Source organism: Nocardioides ginkgobilobae (assembly GCF_054781275.1).
The window spans coordinates 20,584-45,215 of the sequence record NZ_BAAGUS010000007.1; the positions used below are offsets into that span (position 1 = coordinate 20,584).

Annotated in this window: 25 protein-coding genes; 13 read left to right on the forward strand and 12 right to left on the reverse strand. The window is 73.7% G+C overall.

From position 1 onward, the window contains the following. Positions 1 to 174: 174 nt before the first annotated feature. The 7 genes from ACYVID_RS08580 to ACYVID_RS08610 all read right to left on the reverse strand — a co-directional run bounded on the left by ACYVID_RS08580 (position 175) and on the right by ACYVID_RS08610 (position 6,159). Entirely contained in the window at positions 175 to 1,380 is a 1,206-nt protein-coding gene (locus tag ACYVID_RS08580) for a heparan-alpha-glucosaminide N-acetyltransferase domain-containing protein (RefSeq protein WP_460736297.1), read from the reverse strand. Positions 1,381 to 1,404: 24 nt separating this feature from the next. Further along, a complete protein-coding gene (purE, locus tag ACYVID_RS08585) occupies positions 1,405 to 1,920 on the reverse strand; it encodes a 5-(carboxyamino)imidazole ribonucleotide mutase (RefSeq protein WP_300638984.1) in 516 nt (171 codons plus the stop codon). Positions 1,921 to 1,924: 4 nt separating this feature from the next. Beyond that, on the reverse strand, positions 1,925 to 3,082 hold the full coding sequence (locus tag ACYVID_RS08590) for a 5-(carboxyamino)imidazole ribonucleotide synthase (RefSeq protein WP_460736298.1): 1,158 nt from the start codon (positions 3,080 to 3,082) through the stop codon (positions 1,925 to 1,927). A 49-nt stretch (positions 3,083 to 3,131) separates the two neighbouring features. After that, positions 3,132 to 3,443, reverse strand: coding sequence for a winged helix-turn-helix domain-containing protein (locus tag ACYVID_RS08595; RefSeq protein WP_460736299.1), 312 nt, complete (start codon positions 3,441 to 3,443; stop codon positions 3,132 to 3,134). A 297-nt stretch (positions 3,444 to 3,740) separates the two neighbouring features. Next, on the reverse strand, positions 3,741 to 4,787 hold the full coding sequence (locus ACYVID_RS08600; RefSeq protein ID WP_460736300.1) for an adenylate/guanylate cyclase domain-containing protein: 1,047 nt from the start codon (positions 4,785 to 4,787) through the stop codon (positions 3,741 to 3,743). Beyond that, positions 4,771 to 5,286: a PH domain-containing protein gene (locus tag ACYVID_RS08605; RefSeq protein ID WP_300638973.1), complete on the reverse strand. Its 516-nt coding sequence runs from the start codon at positions 5,284 to 5,286 to the stop codon at positions 4,771 to 4,773. Before ACYVID_RS08605 ends, ACYVID_RS08600 begins: the two co-directional genes overlap by 17 nt. 57 nt (positions 5,287 to 5,343) lie before the next feature. Beyond that, the gene (locus ACYVID_RS08610) at positions 5,344 to 6,159 is read right to left on the reverse strand and encodes a biotin--[acetyl-CoA-carboxylase] ligase (RefSeq protein WP_460736301.1); all 816 of its coding nucleotides are present in this window, start codon (positions 6,157 to 6,159) and stop codon (positions 5,344 to 5,346) included. 53 nt (positions 6,160 to 6,212) lie between these two features. On the opposite strand from ACYVID_RS08610, the gene ACYVID_RS08615 reads away from it, so the two are divergent. The 4 genes from ACYVID_RS08615 (at position 6,213) to ACYVID_RS08630 (ending at position 10,454) form a co-directional block, all read left to right on the forward strand. Next, positions 6,213 to 7,820, forward strand: coding sequence for an acyl-CoA carboxylase subunit beta (locus ACYVID_RS08615; RefSeq protein ID WP_460736302.1), 1,608 nt, complete (start codon positions 6,213 to 6,215; stop codon positions 7,818 to 7,820). Then, the gene (locus tag ACYVID_RS08620) at positions 7,820 to 8,059 is read left to right on the forward strand and encodes an acyl-CoA carboxylase subunit epsilon (RefSeq protein WP_460736303.1); all 240 of its coding nucleotides are present in this window, start codon (positions 7,820 to 7,822) and stop codon (positions 8,057 to 8,059) included. The genes ACYVID_RS08615 and ACYVID_RS08620 overlap by 1 nt, the downstream gene beginning before the upstream one ends. Before the next feature lie 164 nt (positions 8,060 to 8,223). Continuing rightward, complete coding sequence (locus tag ACYVID_RS08625) at positions 8,224 to 9,729, forward strand: glycosyltransferase family 2 protein (RefSeq protein WP_460736304.1); 1,506 nt, start codon at positions 8,224 to 8,226, stop codon at positions 9,727 to 9,729. Continuing rightward, the gene (locus ACYVID_RS08630; protein WP_460736305.1) at positions 9,726 to 10,454 is read left to right on the forward strand and encodes a hypothetical protein; all 729 of its coding nucleotides are present in this window, start codon (positions 9,726 to 9,728) and stop codon (positions 10,452 to 10,454) included. The genes ACYVID_RS08625 and ACYVID_RS08630 overlap by 4 nt, the downstream gene beginning before the upstream one ends. 1 nt (position 10,455) lies before the next feature. On the opposite strand, the gene ACYVID_RS08635 is transcribed toward ACYVID_RS08630, so the two are convergent. Beyond that, positions 10,456 to 11,484, reverse strand: coding sequence for a response regulator transcription factor (locus ACYVID_RS08635; RefSeq protein ID WP_460736306.1), 1,029 nt, complete (start codon positions 11,482 to 11,484; stop codon positions 10,456 to 10,458). Between the two features lie 28 nt (positions 11,485 to 11,512). Next, complete coding sequence (locus ACYVID_RS08640; protein ID WP_460736307.1) at positions 11,513 to 12,514, reverse strand: glycoside hydrolase family 6 protein; 1,002 nt, start codon at positions 12,512 to 12,514, stop codon at positions 11,513 to 11,515. Between the two features lie 17 nt (positions 12,515 to 12,531). On the opposite strand from ACYVID_RS08640, the gene ACYVID_RS08645 reads away from it, so the two are divergent. After that, positions 12,532 to 13,146, forward strand: coding sequence for a Maf family protein (locus tag ACYVID_RS08645; protein WP_460736308.1), 615 nt, complete (start codon positions 12,532 to 12,534; stop codon positions 13,144 to 13,146). 18 nt (positions 13,147 to 13,164) lie between these two features. On the opposite strand, the gene ACYVID_RS08650 is transcribed toward ACYVID_RS08645, so the two are convergent. Next, complete coding sequence (locus tag ACYVID_RS08650; protein WP_460736309.1) at positions 13,165 to 14,361, reverse strand: acyl-CoA dehydrogenase family protein; 1,197 nt, start codon at positions 14,359 to 14,361, stop codon at positions 13,165 to 13,167. 32 nt (positions 14,362 to 14,393) lie between these two features. Next, entirely contained in the window at positions 14,394 to 14,894 is a 501-nt protein-coding gene (locus tag ACYVID_RS08655) for a hypothetical protein (protein WP_460736310.1), read from the reverse strand. Positions 14,895 to 15,080: 186 nt separating this feature from the next. Here ACYVID_RS08655 and ACYVID_RS08660 point away from each other — a divergent pair, with 186 nt between their 5' ends. The 8 genes from ACYVID_RS08660 (at position 15,081) to ACYVID_RS08695 (ending at position 23,389) form a co-directional block, all read left to right on the forward strand. Continuing rightward, the gene (locus ACYVID_RS08660) at positions 15,081 to 16,874 is read left to right on the forward strand and encodes an acetyl/propionyl/methylcrotonyl-CoA carboxylase subunit alpha (protein WP_460736311.1); all 1,794 of its coding nucleotides are present in this window, start codon (positions 15,081 to 15,083) and stop codon (positions 16,872 to 16,874) included. 111 nt (positions 16,875 to 16,985) lie between these two features. Next, on the forward strand, positions 16,986 to 18,128 hold the full coding sequence (locus tag ACYVID_RS08665; RefSeq protein ID WP_460736312.1) for a hypothetical protein: 1,143 nt from the start codon (positions 16,986 to 16,988) through the stop codon (positions 18,126 to 18,128). After that, the gene (locus ACYVID_RS08670) at positions 18,125 to 18,778 is read left to right on the forward strand and encodes a hypothetical protein (protein WP_460736313.1); all 654 of its coding nucleotides are present in this window, start codon (positions 18,125 to 18,127) and stop codon (positions 18,776 to 18,778) included. The genes ACYVID_RS08665 and ACYVID_RS08670 overlap by 4 nt, the downstream gene beginning before the upstream one ends. Then, complete coding sequence (locus ACYVID_RS08675) at positions 18,775 to 19,968, forward strand: hypothetical protein (RefSeq protein ID WP_460736314.1); 1,194 nt, start codon at positions 18,775 to 18,777, stop codon at positions 19,966 to 19,968. Before ACYVID_RS08670 ends, ACYVID_RS08675 begins: the two co-directional genes overlap by 4 nt. 10 nt (positions 19,969 to 19,978) lie before the next feature. Beyond that, entirely contained in the window at positions 19,979 to 20,461 is a 483-nt protein-coding gene (locus tag ACYVID_RS08680; RefSeq protein ID WP_460736315.1) for a PH domain-containing protein, read from the forward strand. Then, positions 20,458 to 21,960, forward strand: a complete 1,503-nt coding sequence (locus ACYVID_RS08685) for a PH domain-containing protein (protein ID WP_460736316.1) — start codon at positions 20,458 to 20,460, stop codon at positions 21,958 to 21,960. Before ACYVID_RS08680 ends, ACYVID_RS08685 begins: the two co-directional genes overlap by 4 nt. Positions 21,961 to 21,971: 11 nt before the next feature. Further along, the gene (locus ACYVID_RS08690) at positions 21,972 to 22,214 is read left to right on the forward strand and encodes a biotin/lipoyl-containing protein (protein ID WP_460736317.1); all 243 of its coding nucleotides are present in this window, start codon (positions 21,972 to 21,974) and stop codon (positions 22,212 to 22,214) included. Positions 22,215 to 22,225: 11 nt separating this feature from the next. Continuing rightward, positions 22,226 to 23,389: a benzoate/H(+) symporter BenE family transporter gene (locus ACYVID_RS08695; protein WP_460736432.1), complete on the forward strand. Its 1,164-nt coding sequence runs from the start codon at positions 22,226 to 22,228 to the stop codon at positions 23,387 to 23,389. Here ACYVID_RS08695 and ACYVID_RS08700 read toward each other — a convergent pair. Then, positions 23,370 to 24,599, reverse strand: a complete 1,230-nt coding sequence (locus tag ACYVID_RS08700) for a SpoIID/LytB domain-containing protein (RefSeq protein ID WP_460736318.1) — start codon at positions 24,597 to 24,599, stop codon at positions 23,370 to 23,372. The two genes, ACYVID_RS08695 and ACYVID_RS08700, sit on opposite strands and share 20 nt — an antisense overlap. Between the last annotated feature and the right edge of the window lie 33 nt (positions 24,600 to 24,632).

The following is a 24,632-nucleotide window of genomic DNA, read 5'->3' on the forward strand; positions in this document are numbered from 1 at the left end:
CGCACAGCCTACCCACCCCTCCGGGGGGCGGGGCCGGCGCCGTGTGGGGGGCGGCACCGGCCTCGCCCGGTGGTGGTGCAGCAGGACCCGCCTACGTGGGGGGCAGGTCGACGGGTCCCGCCGTGGCCCCCGTACCCGACGGTCCCCCGCCCATGCGCCGGCTCCGGCAGCTGTCTAGACCCGGGACCGCGAGGAGGGTCGGTGCCCCGGCCGCACCGCCCGCTCGACCAGTCGCGCGGCCCCAGCCAGGGCAGCCTCCGCCGGCCCGCGACGCCCCACCAGCGCCAGCGCGGCGCCGAGCAGCACGACCACGGCGTACTGGACCGCCGTGCCTCGGTCGTCCGGGCCGGGTGGGAGCAGGTCGGAGGTCATGAGGACGTGCAGCGTGTAGAAGGTGAAGGTCGCCGCCCCCGCGCCGGTCAGCACGGCCAGGGCACGGGTCGTCCGCGGGCCGAGCAGGCGCACCAGGAGCAGGGCGGCGACGGTCACCGCGACGGCGCTGCCACCTGTGCGGAGCAGGTCCGGGGTGGTGCTGGAGTGGGGCGCGGAGACCAGCAACCACTGCCACGCACCGTCGACCGGCGTCTGGCCGAACATCCCGCCGTCGATCTGGCGACGGATCTCGACCAGCGTCGCCTCCTGGTCCCGGTCCAGGAAGCGGTAGAGGTCGCGGTCCAGCGCCCGCGCCACCCCGTCACGGGCCAGGAGCCGGTCGGAGACGACCTCGGCCAGGACGGCCGTGGCCGCCGCGGCCGAGCCGACCAGCGCCAGGGTGCGCGAGCGCATGCCGCGCAGGTCCGCCCGGCCCACGGCCATGCCGACCGCGAGGTAGGCGGTCCACACCAGGACCGGGTAGTAGCCGGTGAACAGGACCTCGGAGACCAGCAGGGAGGGCTGCTCGAGCTGCGAGACCGACGGACTGTCGAAGCCGCGCGGCGGGAGCCCGGGCCGCAGCCACCACAGGAGCACCGGCGTGACCAGCGCCAGGGCGGCGGCGAGCAGCGCGAGGGCACCCGCCGACCAGCCCACGACCAGCAGCCCGAGCGCCAGGAAAACGGCGTAGTTGACCAGGATGACCGCGAGGCCGGAGTCGACCTCCCCCAGCAGCAGCCCCACGGCGCCCAGGAGCAGGAACCGGGTCAGCAGCCCGGCGGAGCGGGCCAGGCGCTCCCCACCCTCCAGCGGCCGCGGACCACCCGTCGCGAGGGAGAGGCTGACCCCGGCCAGGACGGCGAAGAGGGCCGAGGCACGCCCGGAGAAGACCTCGGCGACCCACGTGGGATCGCCCGCCTCCGTGCGCGTGGCCAGCAGGTGCGTGGCCATCATCCCCAGCAGCGCACACCAGCGCGCGACGTCGATGCCGACCAGGCGCGGGGACACGGCGGGGACGAGGCTGCCCGGGGCCTAGAACCCGAGCCGGCGCTCGGGCACGGCCTCGCGCCGCACGACCTCGCCCTTGGCGTGCGCGGTGTCCTTGAGCGAGGCCTGGAACTCCACCATCCGCCGGCGCAGGTCCGGATCGGAAGCGGCCAGGATGCGTACGGCGAGCAGCCCGGCGTTGCGCGCGTTGCCGATCGCGACCGTGGCCACCGGCACGCCTGCCGGCATCTGGACGATCGAGAGCAGGGAGTCCATGCCATCGAGGTACTTCAGGGGCACCGGCACGCCGATGACCGGCAGCGGGGTGACCGCGGCGAGCATGCCCGGCAGGTGTGCCGCTCCCCCGGCACCGGCGACGATCACCGACAGCCCGCGCTCGGCCGCCTGCTCGCCGTAGGCGAGCATCTCGTGCGGCATCCGGTGCGCGGAGACCACGTCGGCCTCCACCTCGACGTCGAACTCGCGGCACGCCTCGGCCGCGGCACGCATCACGGGCCAGTCGGAGTCCGACCCCATCACGATGCCGACCTGCACTGTCATCAGTTCACTCGCTCTCGTCGCCGAGGTCGCCGCGGAACCACGCGGCGGCGTGCCGCGCGCGCTCCAGGCAGTCCTCGAGGTCCTCGCCGTAGGCGTTGACGTGGCCGACCTTCCGGCCGGGGCGCATCTGCTTGCCGTAGAGGTGCACGCGCAGGTGCGGGTCGCGCGCCAGGGCGTGCGGGAAGCCGTCGTAGAGCCGGCCGACCTCGGGGTGGGGGCCACCGAGGATGTTGACCATCACCGTCCACCGGGCGCGGGGCGCCGGGGAGCCGAGCGGCAGGTCCATCACCGCGCGGAGGTGGTTCTCGAACTGGGAGGTGACCGCGCCGTCCTGGGTCCAGTGCCCGGTGTTGTGCGGACGCATGGCCAGCTCGTTGACCAGGATCCGGCCGTCGGTGGTCTCGAAGAGCTCGACGGCGAGGATGCCGGTCACGCCGAGCTCGCCGGCGACCCGCAGCGCGAGCGCCTGCGCCTGCCCGGCCAGGTCCTCGTCGAGGTCGGGCGCCGGGGCGACGACCTCGTGGCAGATCCCGTCGAGCTGGGTCGAGGCCACGACGGGGTACGCCGCCGCCTGGCCGCTCGGCGAGCGCGCCACGAGCGCGGAGAGCTCGCGGCGGAAGTCGACGAGCTCCTCGGCCAGGATGCGCACGCCGGAGGCCGCCGCGGCCTCGAAGGCCTCGGCGCAGTCCTCGGGCGCGCGCACGACCCAGACCCCCTTGCCGTCGTACCCGCCGCGCGTGGTCTTGAGGACGCACGGGAAGCCGAAGGCGACCACCTCGTCGACGTCGGCCACCACGGCGTGGCGCGGGCAGGGCACGCCGAGCGCCGAGAGCCGCTCGCGCATGACCGCCTTGTCCTGGGCGTGGACCAGGGCCTCGGGACCCGGGCGCACCGCCAGGCCCTCGGCCTCCAGGGCGTGCAGGTGCTCGGTGGGGACGTGCTCGTGGTCGAAGGTGACCACGCTGGCGCCGGCGGTCGCCCGGCGCAGCACGTCGAGGTCGCGGTAGTCACCGACGGTCTGGTCGACGATCACCTGGGCCGCCGAGACGCCCTCGGCCTCGGCGAGCAGCCGCAGGGGCAGTCCCAGGGCGATGGCCGGTTGGGCCATCATGCGGGCGAGCTGACCTCCGCCGACGACGGCGAGCACGGGCGAGTCGGGCACGCGGCAAGCCTAGGGGTCCCGCGGGGGCGGGCGGGTGGGGGCTCAGCCCTCAGGCAGCGGGCGAGGACTTCTCGAAGCGCAGGCCCTTGCCCCGGATCGTGGTGATCAGGTGCGGGCGCCGCGAGTCGTCACCGAGCTTGCGGCGCACCCAGCCGAGGTGGACGTCGATGGTCTTGGAGGAGGTCCAGAACGAGGTGTGCCACACCTCGCGCATCAGCTCGTCACGGGTGACGACCTCGCCGGCCCGGGTGATCAGGGCGTGCACGAGGTCGAACTCCTTGCGCGATAGCGTGATCTCCTTACCTGCCCGCCACGCGCGACGGGTGGAGGGGTCGATGCTGATTTCCTGGACCTTGATCACCCGCACATCGTAAAAAGCAAAACCACCGAACGGGAGCAGTTGCCGCGATCTGACAGTGTCCTCTTCCTGTCAGTTGGCCTACGCGGGCGCAGGCACCACCCCACCCGGCGGCATGATCTGGACAGGAACGGTCCCCCTGCGTCGGTGGCCCGCCTGAGCTCCCCCGAGCGGCCGACGACGTCGTGACCACGTGGCGTGACAGCACGTGACAGGGGCCCCTCCCCCTTCCGGGTGGGGCACCGCGCCGGGGTGGGCTCCGACCGGTCCAGACCACCCCCGTGCCGGCCCGGGCTCGGCTCAGTGCCGGCGTACGGCGAGGGGCTCGACGATCCCGAACCCACGGACCGGCCGCGCGGCCATGCGGCGGGTCTCGAACTGGTCGGCGGGCAGCAGCCCCGCCGTGGCGGCGTCGATGATGATTCGGTTGCGACGGGCCACGTTGGTGAGCCGGGCCGCCATGTTCACCGGCGGGCCGAAGACGTCGCCCAACCGCATCACGACCGGGCCGCTGGCCAGGCCGACGCGCACGTCGGGCATCCGCTGGTCGCGTCCGATGACGTTGATGATCCCCTCGGCGGTGTCGTAGGCGCGGACGGGGTCGTCGTTCACGAAGAGCACCGAGTCCCCGATGCTCTTGATGATCCGGCCGCGCTGGGTGGCCACGACATCGGCGCAGCGCATCTCGAACAGCTCGACGAGGTCGCCGATCCGGTCTTCGGTGAGGGTGTTGGACAGGGCGGTGAACCCGACGATGTCGGCGAAGCCCACGGTCAGCTCGGTGACGTGCAGGTCCTCGTCGTCCTGGCCCGCGAGCGTCTCGATCCGGCCGGCCGCGGCCGCGAGGTGCCGACGCCAGGCGTAGATCAGCAGCTCCTCGAAGGGTCGGGAGAACTGCTCGACCAGCCGGAGGGCGGTCTCCACCCGGGTCACGCCCTCGGAGTCCGCGGTCATCTCCTCCACCCGCTGCACCAGCGAGGAGATCTCCCAGTCGGCGAGGCGCGCCATGGTCTGGCCCAGGGCCCGGGTGAGGTTGACAGCCAGGTCGAAGTCCAGCAGTCCCTCGTCCATCACTCCGCGCAGCAGCCTGATCGCGTCCGCGTCGGCGGTCAGGAACGCGGGGGTGTCGTCGGGGTACTCCGGGAAGCCCAGGGCACGCCACAGCCGACGCGCCTGGTCACGGGTGACGCCCGCGGCCTCGGCCATCTGCGGTGCGGTCAGCTCGGGCAGCCCCCCGAGGATCGCCCGCTCGAGGTCGCCGGGCTGGGGGTCGCCGGGCTGGGGGTCGCCGGGCTGGGGGTCGATGGGCGGCCCGCTCGCGGGCTCGGGCTCAAAGCCCTTCGTCACGACGCTCCCCCCGACCGTGGATCTCGTGCAGCAGGTCGCCCAGGCGGCGCTGGGCGTCGGCCACACGCGGGATGTCGGGCAGCGCCACCGAGCCGTGCGTGCTGGCGTCGCTGATGACCAGCGTCCCGCAGCCGAGCACCCGGTCCAGCAGGTGGAGCTCGATCGCCACGTCGCTGATCCGGGTCAGGGGGATGTCGTGGCCGCGGCGGGTGATGACCCCGGTGCGCGTGATGAGCCGCCGGTCGGTGAAGGCGTACACCGAGGTCAGCCAGTCCAGGAAGGGCCAGACCGAGAAGCGCAGGACCCCGACCGCGACGAGGGCCCACACGACCCAGGCCACGACCGCGCCCGCACCGTCCTCGGTGCGGGCGTCCACGAACGTGCCGAGCGCCAGCAGCAGCACGAGCAGCAGGACCGGTCCGATGAGGACCTTCGGGTGGGTCCGCGTGGACACCACGACCCGCTCACCGTCGTTGAGGAGCTTCTGCGAGATCGGCACGGCCCGATCATGGCACTGATCGACCCCTCCGGGCGCGGGTCGTGCGGCGCTGGTCCCTCAGGCAGGGCGCACGTGCACGACGTCGCCCGCCGCCACCGCCACCTCGGGTCCACCGCCGGGGGCCACGACCAACCGGCCGTGCTCGTCGATCCCCGTGGCGCGACCCGACAGTGTGCTGCCGTCGGGCATCGCCACGTCCACGTCGCGCCCGAGCGTGGAGCAGACCCGCGTCCAGGACTCGCGCAGGTGGGTCGTCGCCGGGCCCTCCTCGCCGACCTGCCAGGCGTCGTAGGCCTCCATCAGCCCCTGCACCAGCGAGGCCAGCAGGTCGGTGCGGTCGGGCACCGGCTGCCCCGGGCCCGACTCCACGAGCAGCGAGGTCGCGGTGGGGACGGGGAGCTGCTCGTCGGTGAGCAGGACGTTGAGCCCGATCCCCACGACCGCGGCAGGACCGGAGGGCCCCTCGACCCGCTCGACGAGGATCCCCGCGACCTTGCGCTCGCCCAGGAGCACGTCGTTGGGCCACTTCAGCGTGGCGGCGTACCCGGCCGCGCGCAGGACCTTGGCGACGGCGTACCCCGTCAGCAGCGGCAGCCAGGGCCAGCGCTGCGGCGCGACCTGCGGCCGGAGGAGGACCGATAAGGTGAGCGCCGAGCCGGCGGGCGTCTGCCAGCCACGGTCCAGGCGGCCGCGTCCGGCGGTCTGGTGCTCGGTGACGACCACCAGCCCCTCGGGCGCGCCGGCGAGGGCCCGCTCGGCCACGACGGCGTTGGTCGACGGGGTCGCGGGGAGCACCTCCACGCCCAGCGGCGCCAGCCTCGTGGGGTCGAGGGGGTTGTCGACAGGTGGGCGCTCGCCCGGGTGGTCGGTCACGGGCACTAGATTGACGCACCGACGTACCGACGGACCAGAGGAGAGCCGCACCCGTGAGCGCAGCGCCGGACGAGACCCCCGAGATCGACATCCACACCACGGCCGGCAAGCTCGCCGACCTGGAGCGCCGTCTCGACGAGGCGGTGCACGCCGGCTCGGCCAAGGCCGTCGAGAAGCAGCACGCGAAGGGTCGCAAGACCGCCCGCGAGCGGATCGAGATGCTCTTCGACGAGGGGTCGTTCGTCGAGCTCGACGAGCTGGCCCGCCACCGCTCGACGGCCTTCGGCCTGGAGAAGACCCGGCCCTACGGCGACGGCGTGGTCACCGGCTACGGCACCGTCGACGGCCGCCAGGTGTGCGTGTTCTCCCAGGACTTCACCGTCTTCGGCGGCTCGCTGGGCGAGGTCTACGGCGAGAAGATCGTCAAGGTCATGGACCTGGCGATCAAGACCGGCAGCCCGATCATCGGCATCAACGAGGGCGCGGGCGCCCGCATCCAGGAGGGCGTGGTCTCCCTCGGCCTCTACGGCGAGATCTTCCGCCGCAACGTGCACGCCTCGGGCGTCATCCCGCAGATCTCGATGATCATGGGCAACTGCGCCGGCGGCCACGTCTACTCCCCCGCCGTCACCGACTTCACCGTCATGGTCGACCAGACCTCGGCGATGTTCATCACCGGACCCGACGTCATCAAGACCGTCACCGGCGAGGACGTCTCGATGGAGGACCTCGGCGGTGCGCGCACCCACAACACCAAGTCGGGCAACGCCCACTACATGGCCTCCGACGAGGAGGACGCGTTCGAGTACGTCAAGGCGCTGCTGTCCTACCTCCCGCAGAACAACCTCGACGAGCTGCCCGTCTACCCCGAGGACCCGGTCCTCGAGATCACCGACGAGGACCGCGCCCTCGACACCCTCATCCCGGACGGGGCGAACCAGCCCTACGACATGCACGACGTGATCACCTCGATCCTCGACGACGGCGAGTTCCTCGAGGTCCAGGAGCTCTTCGCGCCCAACCTGATCATCGGCTACGGCCGGGTCGAGGGCTCGCCCGTGGGAGTCGTGGCCAACCAGCCGATGCAGTTCGCCGGCACCCTCGACATCGACGCCAGCGAGAAGGCCGCCCGCTTCGTGCGGTTCTGCGACGCCTTCAACATCCCGGTGCTGACCTTCGTCGACGTGCCCGGCTTCCTCCCCGGCACCGACCAGGAGTGGAACGGCATCATCCGCCGCGGCGCGAAGCTGATCTACGCCTACTGCGAGGCCACCGTCCCGCTGGTCACCGTCATCACGCGCAAGGCCTACGGCGGCGCTTACGACGTGATGGGCTCCAAGCACCTCGGCGCCGACATCAACGTCGCCTGGCCGACCGCCCAGATCGCGGTCATGGGCGCCCAGGGCGCGGCCAACATCATCCACCGCAAGACGCTGGCGAAGGTGGAGAAGGACGGCGGCGACGTCGAGGCCAAGCGCGCGGAGCTGATCGACGAGTACGAGACGACGCTGGCGAACCCCTACGTCGCCGCCGAGCGGGGCTACATCGACGCGGTCATCCAGCCGCACGAGACCCGGGTCGAGGTCATCCGGGCGCTGCGCCTGCTCAAGACCAAGCGGGCCAGCCTCCCGGCCAAGAAGCACGGGAACATCCCGCTCTGATGGCCGACGAGACCACCCCGGAGACCCCGCAGGACCCGCAGCAGCCGCTGCTGCGGGTCGTGAGCCCCGACGCCACGCCCGAGGAGGTCGCCGCGCTCGTCGCGGTCCTCTCGGCGCTCGGCGGCGCTGAGCCCGAGGCGCCGCGACCGCGGTCGCAGTGGGCAGCCCCGCACCGCGGCGTACGCCGGACGCTGCCGCACGGGCGCGGCGCCTGGCGGGCCAGCGGGCTGCCGCTCTGACCCCGGTCGTCGCCCCCGGAAGTCGCCCCGGGAGCCGCCGTCGCTCGGCTTGAGCAACACTTGCGGGAATCTTGAGGCAGGACGGCGACAGGTCTTGAGGTCGGCTCGCCACGATGGTCGACAGGTCCCGGCACTGGTCGGGTACCCGCCGACAGGAGCATGACGTGAGCGACGAGACCAGGCTCGACCAGCGCCCGGGAGCCGACCCCTGGGCGCCGGCCCCGCCCGCGCCGCGGGTCCCTGACTACGTCCAGCGGCCCGACCCCGGGCTCGAGGCGTACGCCGGGGAGTTCCTCGACGGCCTGGACTCCATCCCGACGTACCGCGCGACGGTCGGCTGCATCATCCCGGCCTACAACGAGGCCGAGACGATCGCGGGCGTGCTGGACAGCCTGCTGCAGCAGACCCGTCTCCCCGACGTGATCCACCTGGTCGTCAACAACACCACCGACGAGTCGGTCGAGATCGCCAGCCACTACGCCGGCCCGCACACCCGGATGACGCCCAGCGGTGAGCAGCACACCGTCGTCTACGTGCACGACATCGGCAAGAACCCCGAGAAGAAGGTCGGGGCGCTCAACTACGGCTACTCCCTGGTCGAGCACATGGACTACCTGCTCGGCGTCGACGGCGACACCACCCCCGAGCCCGACGCCATCGAGCACCTCGTCAACGAGATCGCCAGCGACGACCGGATCGGCGGCATCTCGGCGGTCTACTCGATCGACGACAGCGCCCTGGACAGCTGGTGGGAGAAGTTCCTCATCGCCGGCCAGCGTGCGCAGTTCTCCGCCTTCAACATGCAGAACCTGCTCAAGGGCCGCAACATGGCGGTCCTCGGCGGGCAGTTCTCGATCTTCTCCACGCAGGCGCTGCGCGACGTGATGCGCGACAGCCACCAGCGCACCCCGTGGGTCAGCGACTCCGAGGTCGAGGACTCCCTGCTCTCGCTGCAGATCAAGTCCGCCGGCTACCTCACCAAGATCTCCGCCCAGGCGCGGGCGCACGTCGGCGGCATGACCACGCTGCGCTCGCTGGACGCCCAGCAGGTGAAGTGGAACTTCGGTGCGATCGACCTGATGTGGCCCGGCCAGCGCGGCGACACCCGCGGGCAGCCGTTCCACCCCAACCTGCGCCTGCGCTGGTTCGAGCACATGTCGATGGTCCAGAACATGACCACGCGGTTCCTCTTCATGGTGCTGCTGGCGTGGTCGCTGATGTTCGACGCCTTCGTCTTCAGCCCGCTGTGGTTGATCCCGCCGCTCGCGGCGGTGTGGCTCAACGTCCGGGTCGCGCACTCCATGGCGTTCCGCAACAAGCGCGACTACCTCTTCGCGCTGCTGGTCGTGCCGGCCGAGCTCTACATGTTCACGCGGATGGGCCACTTCGTCCGTGCCTGGTACAAGTTCTTCAGCCGTCAGCAGACCGACAACTGGGCCGCGCAGGCCAAGGCCGAGCGGGGCAAGGGCATCGCCTGGGTCTACCCGTTCGTCATCGCGCTGGTGGTCTACGCCCTGCTCCTCGCCGGCTGGCAGCTCGGCCCGCTGGACGCCGCGGCGAAGTCCGACATCCTCTTCGTCGGGTGGCGCGTCCTCGGCGTCCTGACCGTGCTGCAGACTGCGTGGATGATCATCAAGGCCAGCAAGCGCTACCGGGGGTACCAGGCATGACATCCCGCACCCTGCGCGGCCGGCTGGCCGCGCGGACGACCGCGCTCGCCCTCGTCGGCGCGCTCAGCCTCACCGGCTGCGGCTTCTTCGACAGCGGCTCGGACCCGGTCCCCGCCGAGAGCGACCCCAGCCCGGCGGAGCGCGTCTACGACTCGCAGTTCACCCGCGACGGCACGTTCCAGAGCCACATCGAGGTCGACGGCGCCAAGGACGTGGACTTCGTCTACACGCTCTACCCCACGAAGTCGACGCCGCGCACCAACGAGTGGTACCCCCGCGGCAAGAAGTTCTTCTCCTTCACCTTCCAGGCCTACGACCTGGCCCAGGGGCTGCGCGACCCGTTCCGCACCAAGCGGAAGGTCTACCTGGAGAGGATCCGCGTGACCTCGCGGACGATCACCAGCGGCGGCGGCCGCACGGAGCGGCCCTACCAGCTCGACGCGGAGGCCCGCCGGATCACCTTCGACCCCGAACCGCTCTCCACCCAGTACGGCATGCTCATCACCTCGCCCAAGGGCGCCTTCGAGCTGCGCAACCAGGCGATCGAGGGCACCGACCCCGACACCCGCGGCATCGACCTGATGTTCACGGCGACCGTGTGGATCGAGACCGCCGCCGGCAGCGGGAAGTTCATCGAGCGCACCGTGGAGCAGACCGTCCCGATCGCGATCTTCGAGTCCGACGAGAAGACCGAGGTCGCGGAGATCCCCGTGAACGCGAACTGAGCTAGAGCGCCTCGGCCAGGCGGTAGCCCACGCCCCGCACGGTCTCGATGAACCGCGGGTTGGTGGAGTCGTCGCCGATCTTGCGGCGCAGGTTGGCGATGTGCACCTCGACCGAGCGCTTGTCGGCCTCGTTGACGAAGTACGACGTGACGTACTGCTGCCCGCGCATCGTGAGCACCAGGTCGGCCTTGGAGCGGACCCGCCGGCCGGTGCTCAGCAGCGAGGCCAGGAGGTCGAACTCGGTGCGGGTGAGCTCCACCGCGGCACCGCCGACCGTCACCAGCCGGGTCTCGGCGTTGAGCGCGAGTCCGTTGAACCGGACCCACGACCCGTCGGCGGACGGCCCGCCCGGGCTCGGGGGCACCGGCGGCACGGGCTGGCCGGGCACGGGCGCCGGAGCGGCGTACGTCGCCATGGGCTGGGCCGGCGGGACGGGCTGCACCGGCTCGGCGGCGGCCTGGACCGGCGGGGTCGTCGCCGCGCTCGGCGGCAGGTGGTCGGGGACCGCCCGGACGTGGGCGCCGCCGCTGCGCGGCGGGTGCCCCCCGGCCTCCTCGACGAGCTCGCGGGCCGCTCGCGCGGCCCAGGACTCCTGGACCGGGTCGGCGGTCGCCGGCGCCGCGGGCTCCGGGGCGCCACCGACGTCGGTCCGCTCGCGCGGGCGGCGCAGCATGGAGTCGGCGCGGGCACGCAGCTCGCGGGGCCGGAACGGCTTGACGAGGTAGTCGTCGGCTCCGGCCTCGAAGCCGGTGACGACGTCGATCTCCTCGGCCAGCGCGGTGATGAAGATGAGGTAGGTGCTGCTGAACTCCCGCAGCCGCTTGGCGACCGCGAAGCCGTCCATGCCGGGCATGTTCACGTCGAGGGTGGTGATGAGGGGGTTGTGCTCGCGCACCGCCTCCACGCCCTCGAAGCCGTCCTCGGCCAGCACCGTGCGGAACCCGGACTGGGTGAGAACGACGTCGATCAGGTCGCGGACGTCGGGATCATCCTCGATGATCACCGCGGTCCAGTCGGAGTCGCCCACCATGCGCGGGAGCCTATAGCAGCAGAGGGGCTCACCAACCGGCAGCACGAGCCATGGCGAGCGCCTGGTCGAGGTAGACCTCGCCGGCCTGGGGCCCGAGGTTGCAGGTGCCGTCGGACTCCGCCGGCGGCTTGACCCACAGGTAGGCGTCCAGCCCGGTGCCGTCGTCGACGAACCCGGGCAGCCGGCCCAGGGCCCGCCCCGGCGGGTTGCACCACTCCTCGGTGGAGCCGTTGCCGTTGCGACCGCGGTCGATCACCCAGTGCGTGCCACCGCCCAGCGCGCGGTCGAGGCGCTCGGCGTAGTCCAGCTCGGCCTCGTCGGTCTGGTAGTTGGACACGTTGGTGCTGAAGCCGCGCACGCGGTCGATCCCGACCTCCTGGAGCATCGAGGCCATCTCCCCCACGGGCACCCAGTCGGAGTGCCCGGCGTCGACGTACGTCGTGATGCCGGCCGAGGCCAGCACGTCGACCGCTTCCGCGATCAGCCGCACGCGCTCGTCGCGGTTGCCGCACTCGAGCGAGGAGGCCAGGGCGTCGGGCTCCAGGACGACCGCGGCGGTCGCCCCCACGGCGGCGACGGCGTCGGCGGCCTCCTCGACCCAGGAGCGGTAGCTGCCGGGCTCGAGGCCTCCGCTGGAGAAGCCGCCGGAGCAGTCCCGGTCGGGGATGCCGTAGAGCACCAGGACGGGCACCTCGTCGGCGGCCTCGGACTTCTGGACGATCGAGATGACGTACTGCTTCACCGAGCCGGGCGGGTACTCCTCCGGCGTCAGCCAGATGCCGGAGGGCACTGCGGCCATCTCCCGCAGGATCGCGGCGTCCTCGGGGCGACCCTCCGCCTCCATCCGCCCCGCCGCCTGCAGCGTGCGGTTGGCGGGGTCGGTGAAGAGCGCGCGCTCGGCGAAGACGTTGCCCCCGGGTGCGGGCCGGTCGAAGGGGCCGAGGTTGCGCGACGCGGCGACGGCGACGAGCCCCGCCGCGAGCGCCAGCACCGCCACCAGGGCCAGGAGGATCCGCATGTCCTTCATCATGCCGGTACGGTCCGAGCGTGCTGCCCTTCGTCCTGGCCTCCGCCTCGCCCGCACGCCTGTCCACGCTGCGCAACGCCGGCCTCGACCCGCTGGTCGTGGTGTCGGGCGTCGACGAGTCCGTACTCGACGGACTGCCCCCGGCCAAGCTGGCCGTGGGACTCGCCGAGCTGAAGTGCCGGGCGGTGGTCGACCGGCCCGAGGTCCCGGCCGGGGCGCTGGTGCTGGGCTGCGACTCCGTGCTCGAGCTGGACGGTCAGGCGCTCGGCAAGCCGGGCTCGCCCGAGGAGGCGGTGTCGCGCTGGGAGGCCATGCGTGGGCGCTCCGGGGTCCTGCACACCGGCCACTGCCTGCGCATCGCCGGCGACGCGCGGGAGCTCGCGACGCTGGCGTCCACCACGGTGCACTTCGCCGAGCCCAGCGACGCCGAGGTCGCGGCGTACGTCGCGACGGGCGAGCCGCTCCACGTCGCCGGGGCGTTCACCGTCGACGGGCTCGGGGGCGCGTTCGTGCGCGGCATCGAGGGCGACCACCACAACGTGGTGGGGGTCAGCCTCCCGGTGCTGCGCGAGCTGGTCCGCGAGCTGGGGCGCGAGTGGACCGACCTCTGGGCCCCGCGTGCCGACCGCGCCTGAGCGCCTGCGCAGCCGGGGCTACTCGACCGGCAGCCCGAGGCCCCGGGCGATGAGCATCCGCTGGACCTCCGAGGTGCCCTCGCCGATCTCGAGCACCTTGGCGTCGCGGTAGAACCGGGCGACGGGGTACTCCTCCATGAAGCCGTAGCCGCCGAAGACCTGGGTGGCGATCCGGGTCGCGGTCACCGCGGACTCGGTGGAGTAGAGCTTGGCGACCGCCGCGGCCTGCTTGAACTCCTGGTAGGTCGCCGAGCCGTCGCGGTCCATCGCGTCCTTGATGGCGGCCGCGCGGTAGGTCAGCATCCGGCTCGCATGCAGCATGACCTCGAGGTCGGCGATCTGGAAGGCCACGCCCTGCTTGCGGCCGATCGGGCCGCCGAAGGTCTGGCGCTCGCCGGCGTAGGCCACCGACATGTCCAGGCAGGCCTGGATGCAGCCGACCGACAGCGCCGAGATGGCGACGCGACCGTCGTCGAGGGTGGCCAGGAACTGGGCGTAGCCGCGGCCACGCTCGCCGAGCAGGTGGTCGGCCGGGACCCGGACGCCCTCGAAGGAGAGCGGGTGGGTGTCGGAGGCGTGCCAGCCGAGCTTGTCGTAGGCCTTCTCGGCGGTGAACCCGGGCGTGCCGGCCGGGACCATGATCGCGGAGATCTCCGGGCGGCCGTCCTCGCGGGTGCCCGTGCGCGCGGTCACCGTGACCAGGCTGGTGATCGAGGAGCCGGAATTGGTGATGAACTGCTTGGCGCCGTCGACGACCCACTCCTCGCCGTCGAGGACGGCCTTGGTGCGGGTGGCGCCCGCGTCGGAGCCGGCGCCCGGCTCGGTCAGGCCGAAGCCGGCCAGCCGCTCGCCCGCGACCAGGGCGGGGAGCCACTCCTTCTTCTGCGCCTCGGTGCCGTAGGTGAGGATCGGGTTGATGCCCAGGCCGACCCCGGCCTGCAGCGTGATGCCCATCGACTGGTCGATGCGCCCGATCTCCTCGATCGCCACGCAGAGGCTGGTGAAGTCGCCGTCCTCGCCCGCGCCGCCGAACTCCTCGGGGGCGGTCAGGCCGAAGAGGCCGAGCTGCCCCATCTTCTGCACCACGTCCACGGGGAAGTGGTGGTCCTTGTCCCACTGGGCGGCGTGGGGGGCGATCTCGGCCTCCGCGAACTCGCGGACGCTGCGGCGGAACTCCTCGTGCTCGCGGGAGAGCTCGAACGCGGTGCTGGTCATGGCGGCCAGCGTACCCCCGTGGTTAGCGGTTGTTAACCGGCCTGGCGGAGAGGCAGTCGGAGGCGGCCGCGGCGTCCCGCGGGCCCCCCGGTGCTCGCTCCCCCGGCACGCGGGGCGGGGACCGCGGGGGTGGGCAGGTCGGTGCCGACCAGGTGCAGCAGGCCGTCGCGCAGGCTGGTGTCGAGCTCGAGCAGGGCGACCACCGCGGAGGAGCAGGGCGCGCAGGACCCGCCGTGGATGGCGAGCGCACGCCGTTCCTGGCGGGCGAGCCGCTCGCCCGCGCTGTCGGCCAGGCGCAGGACGAGGGAGCCGCACTCGGCGTCGTACCCGGTGCCGAGGGCGAGGACGACCTCGCGCCGGAAGGCGAGGACGGTGGTGCGCACGAGGTCCTCGGTCTCGGACTCCGAGCGCCCCAGCCGGTCGGCGAGCGTGGCGAGGGGCTCGCGCTCCACGATCCGCGAGTGCAGGACCGTCCTGCGCAGCGGGCTCAGTGCCTGCCAGGCCTCGGCCCACGGGTGCTCGGTCGCGTCCATGTCCTCCTCAACGCCCGCGGCGTGCCGAGGTCACGCGTGGGCATCCGGAGTCTGGACCACGGACGTGCCGGTGTCCGCAGCGCGTACCCCGACCGACCGGGTACCCCGCTGGCGATACCCTGCGTCGCGGACCGGCGCCCGTCGGCCCCACAGCCCCTCGCACACCCCGCCAGTTCAGGAGTCAGCGTGCCGGAGATCAAGCCACTGCAGAAGGTCCTCATCGCCAACCGCGGTGAGATCGCGGTCCGCGTCATCCGGGCCTGCAAGGACGCCGGCATCGGGTCGGTGGCCGTGTACGCCGAGCCCGACCGGGACGCGATCTTCGTGCGGATGGCCGACGAGGCCCACTCCCTGGGTGGCGCGACGCCGGCCGACTCCTACCTCGACATCGAGAAGATCATCGCGGTGGCGCAGAAGTCCGGTGCCGACTCGGTGCACCCCGGCTACGGCTTCCTCGCCGAGAACGCCGACTTCGCCCAGGCCGTCATGGACGCCGGGCTGACCTGGATCGGCCCCCCGCCGGCCGCGATCGAGGCGCTGGGCGACAAGGCCAAGGCCAAGCACATCGCCGACCGCGCGAACGCCCCGCTCGCCCCCGGCACCAAGGACCCCGTCGCCGACGCCGACGAGGTCGTGGAGTTCGCCAAGGCCAACGGCCTGCCGGTCGCCATCAAGGCGGTCTTCGGCGGTGGTGGCCGCGGCCTCAAGGTCGCCCGCACGCTCGAGGAGATCCCCGACGCCTACGAGTCCGCGGTGCGCGAGGCGGTCACGGCCTTCGGTCGCGGCGAGTGCCTGGTCGAGAAGTTCCTCGACAAGCCGCGCCACGTCGAGACCCAGTGCCTGGCCGACCAGCACGGCAACGTCGTGGTGGTCTCCACCCGCGACTGCTCGCTCCAGCGCCGCAACCAGAAGCTGGTCGAGGAGGCCCCCGCGCCGTTCCTCACCGACGCCCAGCTGAGCGAGCTCTACGAGTCCTCCAAGCGGATCCTCAAGGAGGCCGGCTACTACGGCGCCGGCACGTGCGAGTTCCTCGTCGCCCAGGACGGCACCATCTCCTTCCTCGAGGTCAACACCCGCCTCCAGGTGGAGCACTGCGTCTCCGAGGAGGTCACCGGCATCGACCTGGTGCGCGAGATGTTCCGCATCGCCGCCGGCGAGGAGCTCGGCTACGACGACCCGGAGATCCGCGGCCACTCCATCGAGTTCCGCATCAACGCCGAGGACGGCGGCCGCAACTTCATGCCCGCCCCCGGCACCCTCTCGGCGTGGACCCCGCCGCAGGGCCCCGGCGTGCGCGTCGACGGCGGCTACGAGAACGGCCAGACGGTCCCCGGCTCCTTCGACTCCCTCATCGCCAAGCTCATCGTCACGGGTCGCGACCGCACGCAGGCGATCGAGCGCTCGCGCCGCGCGCTCTCGGAGTTCGTCGTCGACGGCATGCCCACGGTCATCCCCTTCCACGAGGCCGTGCTCCGCGACCCGGCGTACGTCGGCTCCTCCAACCCCACCGGCGAGGGCGAGTTCACCGTCTACACGCAGTGGATCGAGACCGAGTTCGACAACCAGATCCAGCCCTACTCCGGCGAGAACGCGGAGGCCGAGGAGGCCGGCGAGCGCCAGTCGGTCGTCGTCGAGGTCGGCGGCAAGCGGCTCGAGGTCGTCCTTCCCGCGGGCCTGGCCTCCATCGGCGGCGGCGCGGCCGCTGCGGGTGGCGCCAAGAAGCCCAAGCGTGCCGGCGGCAAGAAGGCCGGTGCGGCCGCCTCCGGCGACGCGGTCACCTCCCCGATGCAGGGCACCGTGGTGAAGGTCGTCGTCGAGGAGGGCGCGAGCGTCGCCGAGGGCGACACCGTGGTGGTCATCGAGGCGATGAAGATGGAGCAGCCGCTCAAGGCGCACAAGGCCGGCACCGTCACCGGTCTGTCCGCCGAGGTCGGCGCCACCGTCACGAACGGCCAGGTCATCTGCGAGCTGAAGGACTGACCCACGTCGCTCCTCTCGGGACTCGGCCTGCTCCTCGCCGCAGCGGGGACGCAGGCTGACGCCTACCCCGACACCGTCGACGAGCTCGCCGACCTGCTGCGCCGCGACCCCGTGCTCGTCCAGCAGACCTGGGGCTCCGGCGACGCCGCCGGCACCGACGAGCGCATCACCGCGCTGCTCCCGCAGGCACCCTTCGACGTCCGGGTCGCCGTCGTCGGGACGCCCGAGGACGCCCAGTCGGGCACGGATGCCTCGCGGTACCTCGCCAGCGCCCTGGCACGGCGCATCGGCGAGCCCGGTCTCTACGTCGTCGTGGCCGACGGCGCACCGGTCGCGATCAGGGCGGTCGACACCCCGTGGGACGAGACCCTGCTCAGCCTCCAGCGCTACCGGGACCTCGACGCGGTGGAGGCCGCGAGCGGTGAGGACGTGCTCTCCCCCGGGGTGCAGGCCGAGGTGGTGGTGCGCACGGCGGTGGAGGCGACCCCCACCAGCGAGGGCGAGTCGGCGACGACCACGAGCCTGTCCCCCGGGACGGTGCGCGACCTGGCCGAGCGCGAGGCCCAGCTGCAGCCCTTCGAGCTGCCCGACTACGACGACCGCCCCGATCCGTGGGGTGCCGGTGCTCGCTGGGCGGCCGGCACCACGGTCGGCGCCGGCCTCCTCGTGCTGCTCCTGCAGAGCCTCGCCGGCTGGCCCGGCTGGCGCCGCCGCACGTCGACGGCGGGGCCCGCCCGGCCTGCTCCACCGGATCCGGCGACCGCCCGCGCCGAGGCCGAGTCCTCGCTCGCGGCCCTCTCCCGGCAGCTGCCCTCCTCGACCGGCCACCCCCGGCACGAGCAGGCGGCACGAGCCCGGGACGCGGCGGACCTGCTGCTGGCCTCCGACGACGCAGTCGACCTCGTGGGTGCGCTCGTCCTGGCCCGTGCGGGACAGCGCGTGCTGCGGCGCCGGCCGGGTGCGCCCCTCGCCGCGTGCTTCTTCGACCCGCGGCACCCGGGCCCGCACCAGCAGGTCGAGGAGAGGTACGGCGACGCCGACCTCACCCTCACCGCCTGCCGGGTCTGCGCGCGCGACGTCGCCGCCGGGCTGGAGCCCGACGCCCTGCTCGAGCCCGGGCGCGGTGTGGTCCCCCGGTCCCGGCCGTACTACGAGGGGGACTCGGTCTGGGCCCGCACCGGCTTCGGCACCCTCTCCCCCGACCTGGACACCTTCGCCGGCGACGTCCTCGCGGACCTGGACCGGCGCCGGTGAACCGCCTGGGCGTCCGCTCGGCGGCACTGGCCCTGCTGGTGAGCGTGCTCGCCGGCCTCGCCGCCGGGCTGCTCCCGGGCCGGGCCGAGCGTCCCACCGACTACGACTCCGCCGGCCTGGCAGCGGCGGAGGCCAGCGCTCCCGGTGACCGGGTGCGCGCCGCGATCGAGGGCGTCCTCGAGGACGGGCTGCACGTCGCACCCGAGCTCGAGGGCGAGCTGGGCCCCAGCGAGCTCGCGGCCGTCGAGCAGGTGGTCGCCGACTCCCCCGTGCCGCTCTTCGTGGTCTGGTGGGAGCCCTCCTACGACGCCGGCTACAGCACCGACTACGCCGCCATGGCGCAGCTGCGTGTGGGCGTCGGCGAGCAGGGGTACTACGCCATCGTGAGTCGGGGCAGCGGCGTGCTGGTCGAGGCCAACGGGCTCAGCAGCCCCTTCGTCGACGCCAACGGCATGGGCCGACCCGGCGACGCGCTGCTGCGCCTGGTCCAGGAGCTGTCGCAGGTGCCTCCCGAGCCGCCGTACGACGGCGAGGGGTCCGACTACTGGGGCGGCCCAGGGGGCGGCCTGCTCGCCGGCGTCCTCTTCGTCGGGCTCGGGTACGCCGCGCTGGTGCCGGTGGTGTGGCTGGTCGGAAAGGTCGTGCGGTGAGCAGGATCGACGAGCCGACCCTGGCCGACCTCGAGGCCGAGCTGGGGCGCGACGGCGTGTGGGTCGCCCCCGCGCTGCGCGAGGTGGTCACCGCGCGGGACGAGGCCCGGATCGAGGAGGCGGTGGCGGACCAGCCGACGCCGACGTACGTCGCGCTCGTCGAGCTGTCCTACGACGACCCGCTCACCGGGGGCCGGCCCGAGGAGCTCGCGTTCCTCGTGCGCGACGACACCGGACGGGAGGGCACCTACCTCCTGCTCGGTCCCCGCTACGACCAGAGCACCTACGAGCTGCAGGTCCAGGCCTTCCCCGACGAGTACGACCTCTACCCGGCGCCCGCGGTCGCCGCCGCCGAGCTGCCACAGGACCTCCCGGGTCAGGTGCTGCGGACCCTGGAGCTGCTGCGCACCGAGGAGGCCGACACCCTCTACGACGAGCTGCGCGAGCAGGAGGCCTCCGACGGGTCGGGCGACGGCACGGGGACCGGCGTGCCCGCGCCCGGCGCCGCGGAGGACGCGGGGTCCGGTCCCGACGTCGGCCTGGTCCTGGCGGGCGTCGGGCTCGTGCTGGCCCTGCTGGCCGCCGTCCTGCTGCTGCGGCGCCGACGGCCCGTCCCGCGTGCGCGCGGGACGGCCTTCGTCCTCCCCGACACCGTCGTGCGGACCGTGCGGGAGGCCGAGGACAGGCGGCACGAGGCACTGGCCGAGGAGGCCGTGCTCGCGCTCGGCGAAGCCATCGACGCCGCCGATCTCGACCCGCGGCGCAGCGGCGGGCTGGCGGCGTGGCAGGCGGCGCTGGACCACTACGACGTGGCCAGCCGGATCCTGCACCGCCGGCACTCCGCCGCCGACGTGGTGGGGGCGCTCGTCCTGGCGCGGCGCGGCCGGGAGGCCCTGACCGCTGCCGTGCGCGGCCGCGACTGGCAACCGACGCCCTCGTGCTACTTCCACCCGCTGCACGGCGGGGCTCGCTCACGGGTGCGGTGGGACCACCTGGACACGTGGGTCGACGTCCCCGCCTGCCGCGACTGCGAGGTCGCCGTGGCGCGCGACAAGGAGCCGCGCGACGTGCTCGACTTCGTCGAGGGCGACCGGCCCGCGCACTACTTCCGCCTCGACCTCGGGGCGTGGAGCCGCACCGGCTACGGCTCGCTCGACACCGACCTGCTGGGCGCACTGCTGCGCCCGTAGGGTCGAGGGCGTGACGACGCTGCGCCCGCCCGCCCACCGCGTCGATCCCCGTGCCCGGCTCATGTGGCAGCTCGGCGCGGCCACCGAGGTGGTGGTGCTCGTCACCGCGCTGGTCGTCACCTCACCGGTGCTGGACCTCTATGACCTGCGCTGGTGGATGCCCGCCCTCCTCGCGACGTACGCCGTGGGGCGGGTCGGCCTGGTGCCGGTCTGGCGCTACCGGGTGCACCGCTGGGAGGTCACCGAGCACGCGGCGTACACCCAGACCGGGTGGTGGGCCCGCGAGCGCCGACTGGCCCCGATCAGCCGGATCCAGACCGTCGACTGGGACCAGGGGCCGGTCGAACGCCTCCTGGGGCTGGCCAACGTGACCATCACGACCGCATCGGCGGCCGGTGCGATCGCGATCGCGGGCCTGGACCAGGCGACCGCGGAGTCGCTCGTGGCCGAGCTGACCGTCCGCGCGGACGCTGCCCCCGGGGACGCCACGTGAGCGGGCCGCTCGACGACGCGACCTGGCACCGCCTCGACCGGCGGATGCTCGTGGTGCAGCCGGTGCAGGAGCTGCGCCGGTTCCTCCCGCTGCTCCTGGGGGCCTTCGTCGCCGGTGGCACCGCCCGCGGCGACGGGCTGGGCTGGGAGCTGGTGACGGTCGCGGTCCCCGTGCTGCTGGGCGTCGCGCGCTACCTCACCACCCGCTACCGCATCCACGACGGCCGCGTGGAGCTGCGGCGCGGCCTGCTGCAGCGCACCCTGCGCACCGCCCAGCTGGACCGCGTGCGGACCGTGGACCTGACCTCCGGGCCCGTGCACCGGGTCCTGGGGCTGGCGACCGTCCGGATCGGCACGGGCGCCGGTGCCGACCAGGACCTCGACCTCGACTCGCTCGGCCGCGACGAGGCCCATCGGTTGCGGGTCGCGCTGCTGGACCGCGCGGTCGCCGAGGGCGCGCCGCTGGCCGCCGAAGGCACGGAGCCGGGCACGGACGCGGGTGCCGCTCCCCCGGAGCCCGACCGGGTCGTGCTCCGCCTGGACCCCTCCTGGGCGCGCTACGCACCCCTCACCAGTGCCGGCGTGCTGGCTGCCGCGGCCCTGCTCGGCGTCGCCACGCAGGTCGCCCCGGACTCCGCCTGGCGCGTGGACCGGCTGCCCGACCTCGCCCCCGAGGGCTGGGGGTGGCTGGTGCTGCTGGGCGTGGGGCTCGTCGCCGCCGCTCTCGCCAGCGCCGTGCTCGCCGTCGCGGGCTACCTCGTCACGCACTGGGACCTCACGCTCACCCGCACCCCGCGCCAGTGGCGACTGGTCCGCGGCCTGCTCACCACCCGGGAGACGTCCGTGGAGGACGCCCGGCTGGCGGGCGTCGTCGTGCGCGAGCCGCTCGGGCTGCGCCTGGCCGGGGCCGCGGAGCTGGGAGCGGTCGTGACCGGGCTCGGCGGGGAGCAGAAGGGCACGCTGACCCTCGTGCCACCCGCGCCCGTCGCGACGGTCACCGGCGTCGCGGCAGAGGTGCTCGGGGCCCGCTCCCCGGCGTACGTCCCGCTGCGCGGGCACGGGCCGGTGGCGACCCGGCGACGGTGGCTGCGCGCGCTGTCCCCCGTGCTGGTCCTGCTCGTCGTGGCGACCTCGGCCGTGCTGCTGGCCGACGTCCCGGCGGCGGTGCTGCTGCCGGTCGCGCTCCTCCTCCTGCCCGCCGCGGCGCTGGCCCGCGACCGGTCCCGCTCGCTGGGCCACGCGCTCGTCGAGGGCCACGTGGTCGCCCGCTCGGGCAGCCTCGTACGCCGTCGCGAGGTGCTCGGGGTCGGCCACGTCATCGGCTGGACCGTGCGCGACACCTGGTTCCAGCGCCGGCAGGGCCTGGTGACCCTCGACGCGACGACCGCGGGCGGGCGGCAGCGCGTGACGGTGCTCGACGTCCCCGAGGACGTCGGCCTGGACCTGGCCGCCGGGTCCACCCCTGGGCTGCTGGCTGCGTTCGTGCTCGACGGTCGGTAGGTTCTGCAGCCATGTCCCCGCTGACGTCGACCGAGCGCGCGCGCCCCGGCCACGTCACCGCACCGTTCCAGGGCGTCGTGAGCGTCCTGGTCCGCGAGGGCCAGCAGGTCGGGGCCGGTGAGGTCCTGGCCACGATCGAGGCCATGAAGATGGAGGCGGCCATCACCGCCCCGCGCGCCGGCACGGTCGCCCGGGTGGCGCTCCGGGACGCCCAGGCCGTGGCCGGTGGCGACCTCGTGGTGGTCCTCTCCTGAACCGCACGCGCCTGGCGAGCGAGGCCGCCCTGGCCGGGGTGGTCGCCGCGGTCGTGGGGTTCTCCAGCAGCTTCGTCGTCGTGCTGGCGGGCCTGGTCGCCGTCGGCGCGACCCCGTCGCAGGCCGCCTCGGGCCTGGTGGCGCTGTGCGTCGCGCAGGCGCTCGGCATGCTGTGGCTGGCGCTGCGCCACCGCACGCCGGTCTCCCTGGCCTGGTCGACCCCGGGCGCCGCGCTGCTGGTCACGACCGGGACGGTCCAGGGCGGCTGGCCGGCGGCCGTCGGCGCCTTCGTGCTGACCGGGGTCCTCGTGGTGCTCACCGGCCTGGTGCCCCGCCTCGGGGACCTGGTCGCCGCCATCCCCGTGCCGCTGGCGCGGGCGATGCTCGCCGGGGTGCTGCTGCCGCTGTGCGTGCAGCCGGTGCTGGCCCTGGCCGACTCCCCGCTGCTCGTCGGCCCGGTCGTCCTCGCCTGGCTGGTGCTGGTCCGGCCGGCGCCCCGGTGGGCCGTGCCGGCGTCGCTGGTGGTCGCGCTGGTCGTCGTGGCCGTGGAGGCCGGTGACACGGTGGCCGCGCAGGACCTCCTGCCGACGCTGTCCCTCACGCTGCCGGCGTGGAGCACCTCGGCCGCCCTCGGCATCGCCCTCCCGCTGTACGTCGTCACGATGGCGTCGCAGAACGTGCCGGGCGTGGCCGTGATGGCGACCTTCGGCTACCGCGTGCCGTGGCGGGAGTCGCTCGGCGTCACCGGCCTGGGCACCCTGCTCGCGGCACCGTTCGGCGGGCACGCGATCAACCTGGCCGCGATCACCGCGGCGCTCATGGCCGGACCGGCCGCAGGGGCCGACCGGGCCCGCCGCTGGCAGGCCTCCGTCGCCGCCTCGCTGACCTACCTCGCGCTGGCCGTGGCCGCCGGCGCGCTCACCACCCTGGTGGCGGCCGCACCCGACGGCGTCGTCCAGTCGGCCGCGGGCCTGGCCCTGCTCGGCACCCTCGCCGCCTCCCTCGGTGACGCCCTGGCCGAGGAGCACGAGCGGCTGGCGGCCGCGGCCTGCCTGGTCGTGGCTGCCTCCGGCGTCACCGTCCTCGGCATCGGCGCGGCGTTCTGGGCGCTGGTGGCGGGATTGGTGCTGAGGCAGGTGCTGCGCACCGGGGAGGTCAGGGCAGGCGCAGCGTGACCCAGGTGGAGCGCAGGCCCAGCCCGAACCGGAAGGCGTCGCCCGTGACCGTGACGCTGCCGCCCGATCCGTTCAGCCGCAGCGAGCGGACCCGTCCGCCCCACTGGCCGTTGCCGTCGCGGGAGAGCACCTCGACCGAGCGCAGGTCGCCGACCTTCGGCCAGGTCGACTCGATCCGGTCGTCGGTCACGGTGACCGACCAGGAGTGGACGGTGTTGCCCTCGTACCCGTCGTAGGGGTCCTCCTGCGCGACGAGGTAGTCGACCGAGCCCTGCGAGGTCCAGCCGCCGCTGCTCGCGGAGAACTGGGTGAACGCGGGCTCGCCGTCGACGGTGCGCGCCTGCCCCTTGGTGGCGCGGATCGCCGCGTCGGAGGCCGGGTGCTCGGCGTCGGCGCCGCCGTAGACCTGGCAGGAGGTCGTGTCGCAGACCTGGTAGTGCTGCGCGCGGGGGTGCGCCCGCTCGTACGCCGCGTAGGTGCGGGCGGCGACCGACTGGGCCTGGACGGCCGCCGGGCTCCACAGCGCCGGCATCTCCAGCGGGACGACCCCGCGCAGGTAGTCCTCCAGCCGGACCCGGTTGACGGTGTCGCGCGCGGGGCTGCCCGGGGTGGGCGCCGCGGCGTGGAGACGACCGCGGTAGCTGCGCTCGGCGCCACCGGGCAGCACGAGGGTGACGGGGGCGTTGCGGGCATCGAAGGCCCCCTCGCCCTGGAGCACCAGGTGCTTGCGCCAGCCGCCGTCCTGGGCCGCGCCCGAGGGCAGCCAGGAGACGCGGTCGCGACCGGTGTGGTCGCGGCGGACCCGCCACAGGGCGGCGCCCTCCTCCTCCAGCGCGGTCACGGTGCCGCTGGCCAGGTCGCGCACCCGCAGGCCGGGCCGGGCGCGGACGACGAGGTCGTCGGTGGTGTCGGCGCTGACCAGCACGCTGATCCGACCGGCGGCGCGGCCGTCGTCGGTGCGCGGGTAGTAGAAGTCGAGGATCTCCTCGGCGCTCAGGCCGGCCCGCGCGGCTCCCTCCGCACCGTGCTGGGACATGCCGTGGCCGTGTCCGAAGCCGCGCCCGAGGATGCGGATGCTCGGCTCCCCGGCGACGTCCCAGCGGTCGCGGTCGGCACCCGCGGCGGCCACGGTGGGCGCCGACGACAGGCTCGCGCCGAGGCCCAGCGCGAGCACCGCGGCCAGGCCCGCGGCACCGCGGAGGGGGGACATGGTCCCTATGGCACCACGCGTCACAGGAGGTAA

Excerpts from the sequence above, each read along its gene's own strand:
- purE (WP_300638984.1), bottom strand. The coding sequence starts at position 1,920 with ATGACAGTGCAGGTCGGCATCGTGATGGGGTCGGACTCCGACTGGCCC.
- ACYVID_RS08620 (WP_460736303.1), top strand. The coding sequence starts at position 7,820 with ATGGCCGACGAGACCACCCCGGAGACCCCGCAGGACCCGCAGCAGCCG.
- ACYVID_RS08630 (WP_460736305.1), top strand. The coding sequence starts at position 9,726 with ATGACATCCCGCACCCTGCGCGGCCGGCTGGCCGCGCGGACGACCGCG.
- ACYVID_RS08635 (WP_460736306.1), bottom strand. The coding sequence starts at position 11,484 with ATGGTGGGCGACTCCGACTGGACCGCGGTGATCATCGAGGATGATCCC.
- ACYVID_RS08640 (WP_460736307.1), bottom strand. The coding sequence starts at position 12,514 with ATGATGAAGGACATGCGGATCCTCCTGGCCCTGGTGGCGGTGCTGGCG.
- ACYVID_RS08650 (WP_460736309.1), bottom strand. The coding sequence starts at position 14,361 with ATGACCAGCACCGCGTTCGAGCTCTCCCGCGAGCACGAGGAGTTCCGC.
- ACYVID_RS08655 (WP_460736310.1), bottom strand. The coding sequence starts at position 14,894 with ATGGACGCGACCGAGCACCCGTGGGCCGAGGCCTGGCAGGCACTGAGC.
- ACYVID_RS08690 (WP_460736317.1), top strand. The coding sequence starts at position 21,972 with ATGTCCCCGCTGACGTCGACCGAGCGCGCGCGCCCCGGCCACGTCACC.
- ACYVID_RS08700 (WP_460736318.1), bottom strand. The coding sequence starts at position 24,599 with ATGTCCCCCCTCCGCGGTGCCGCGGGCCTGGCCGCGGTGCTCGCGCTG.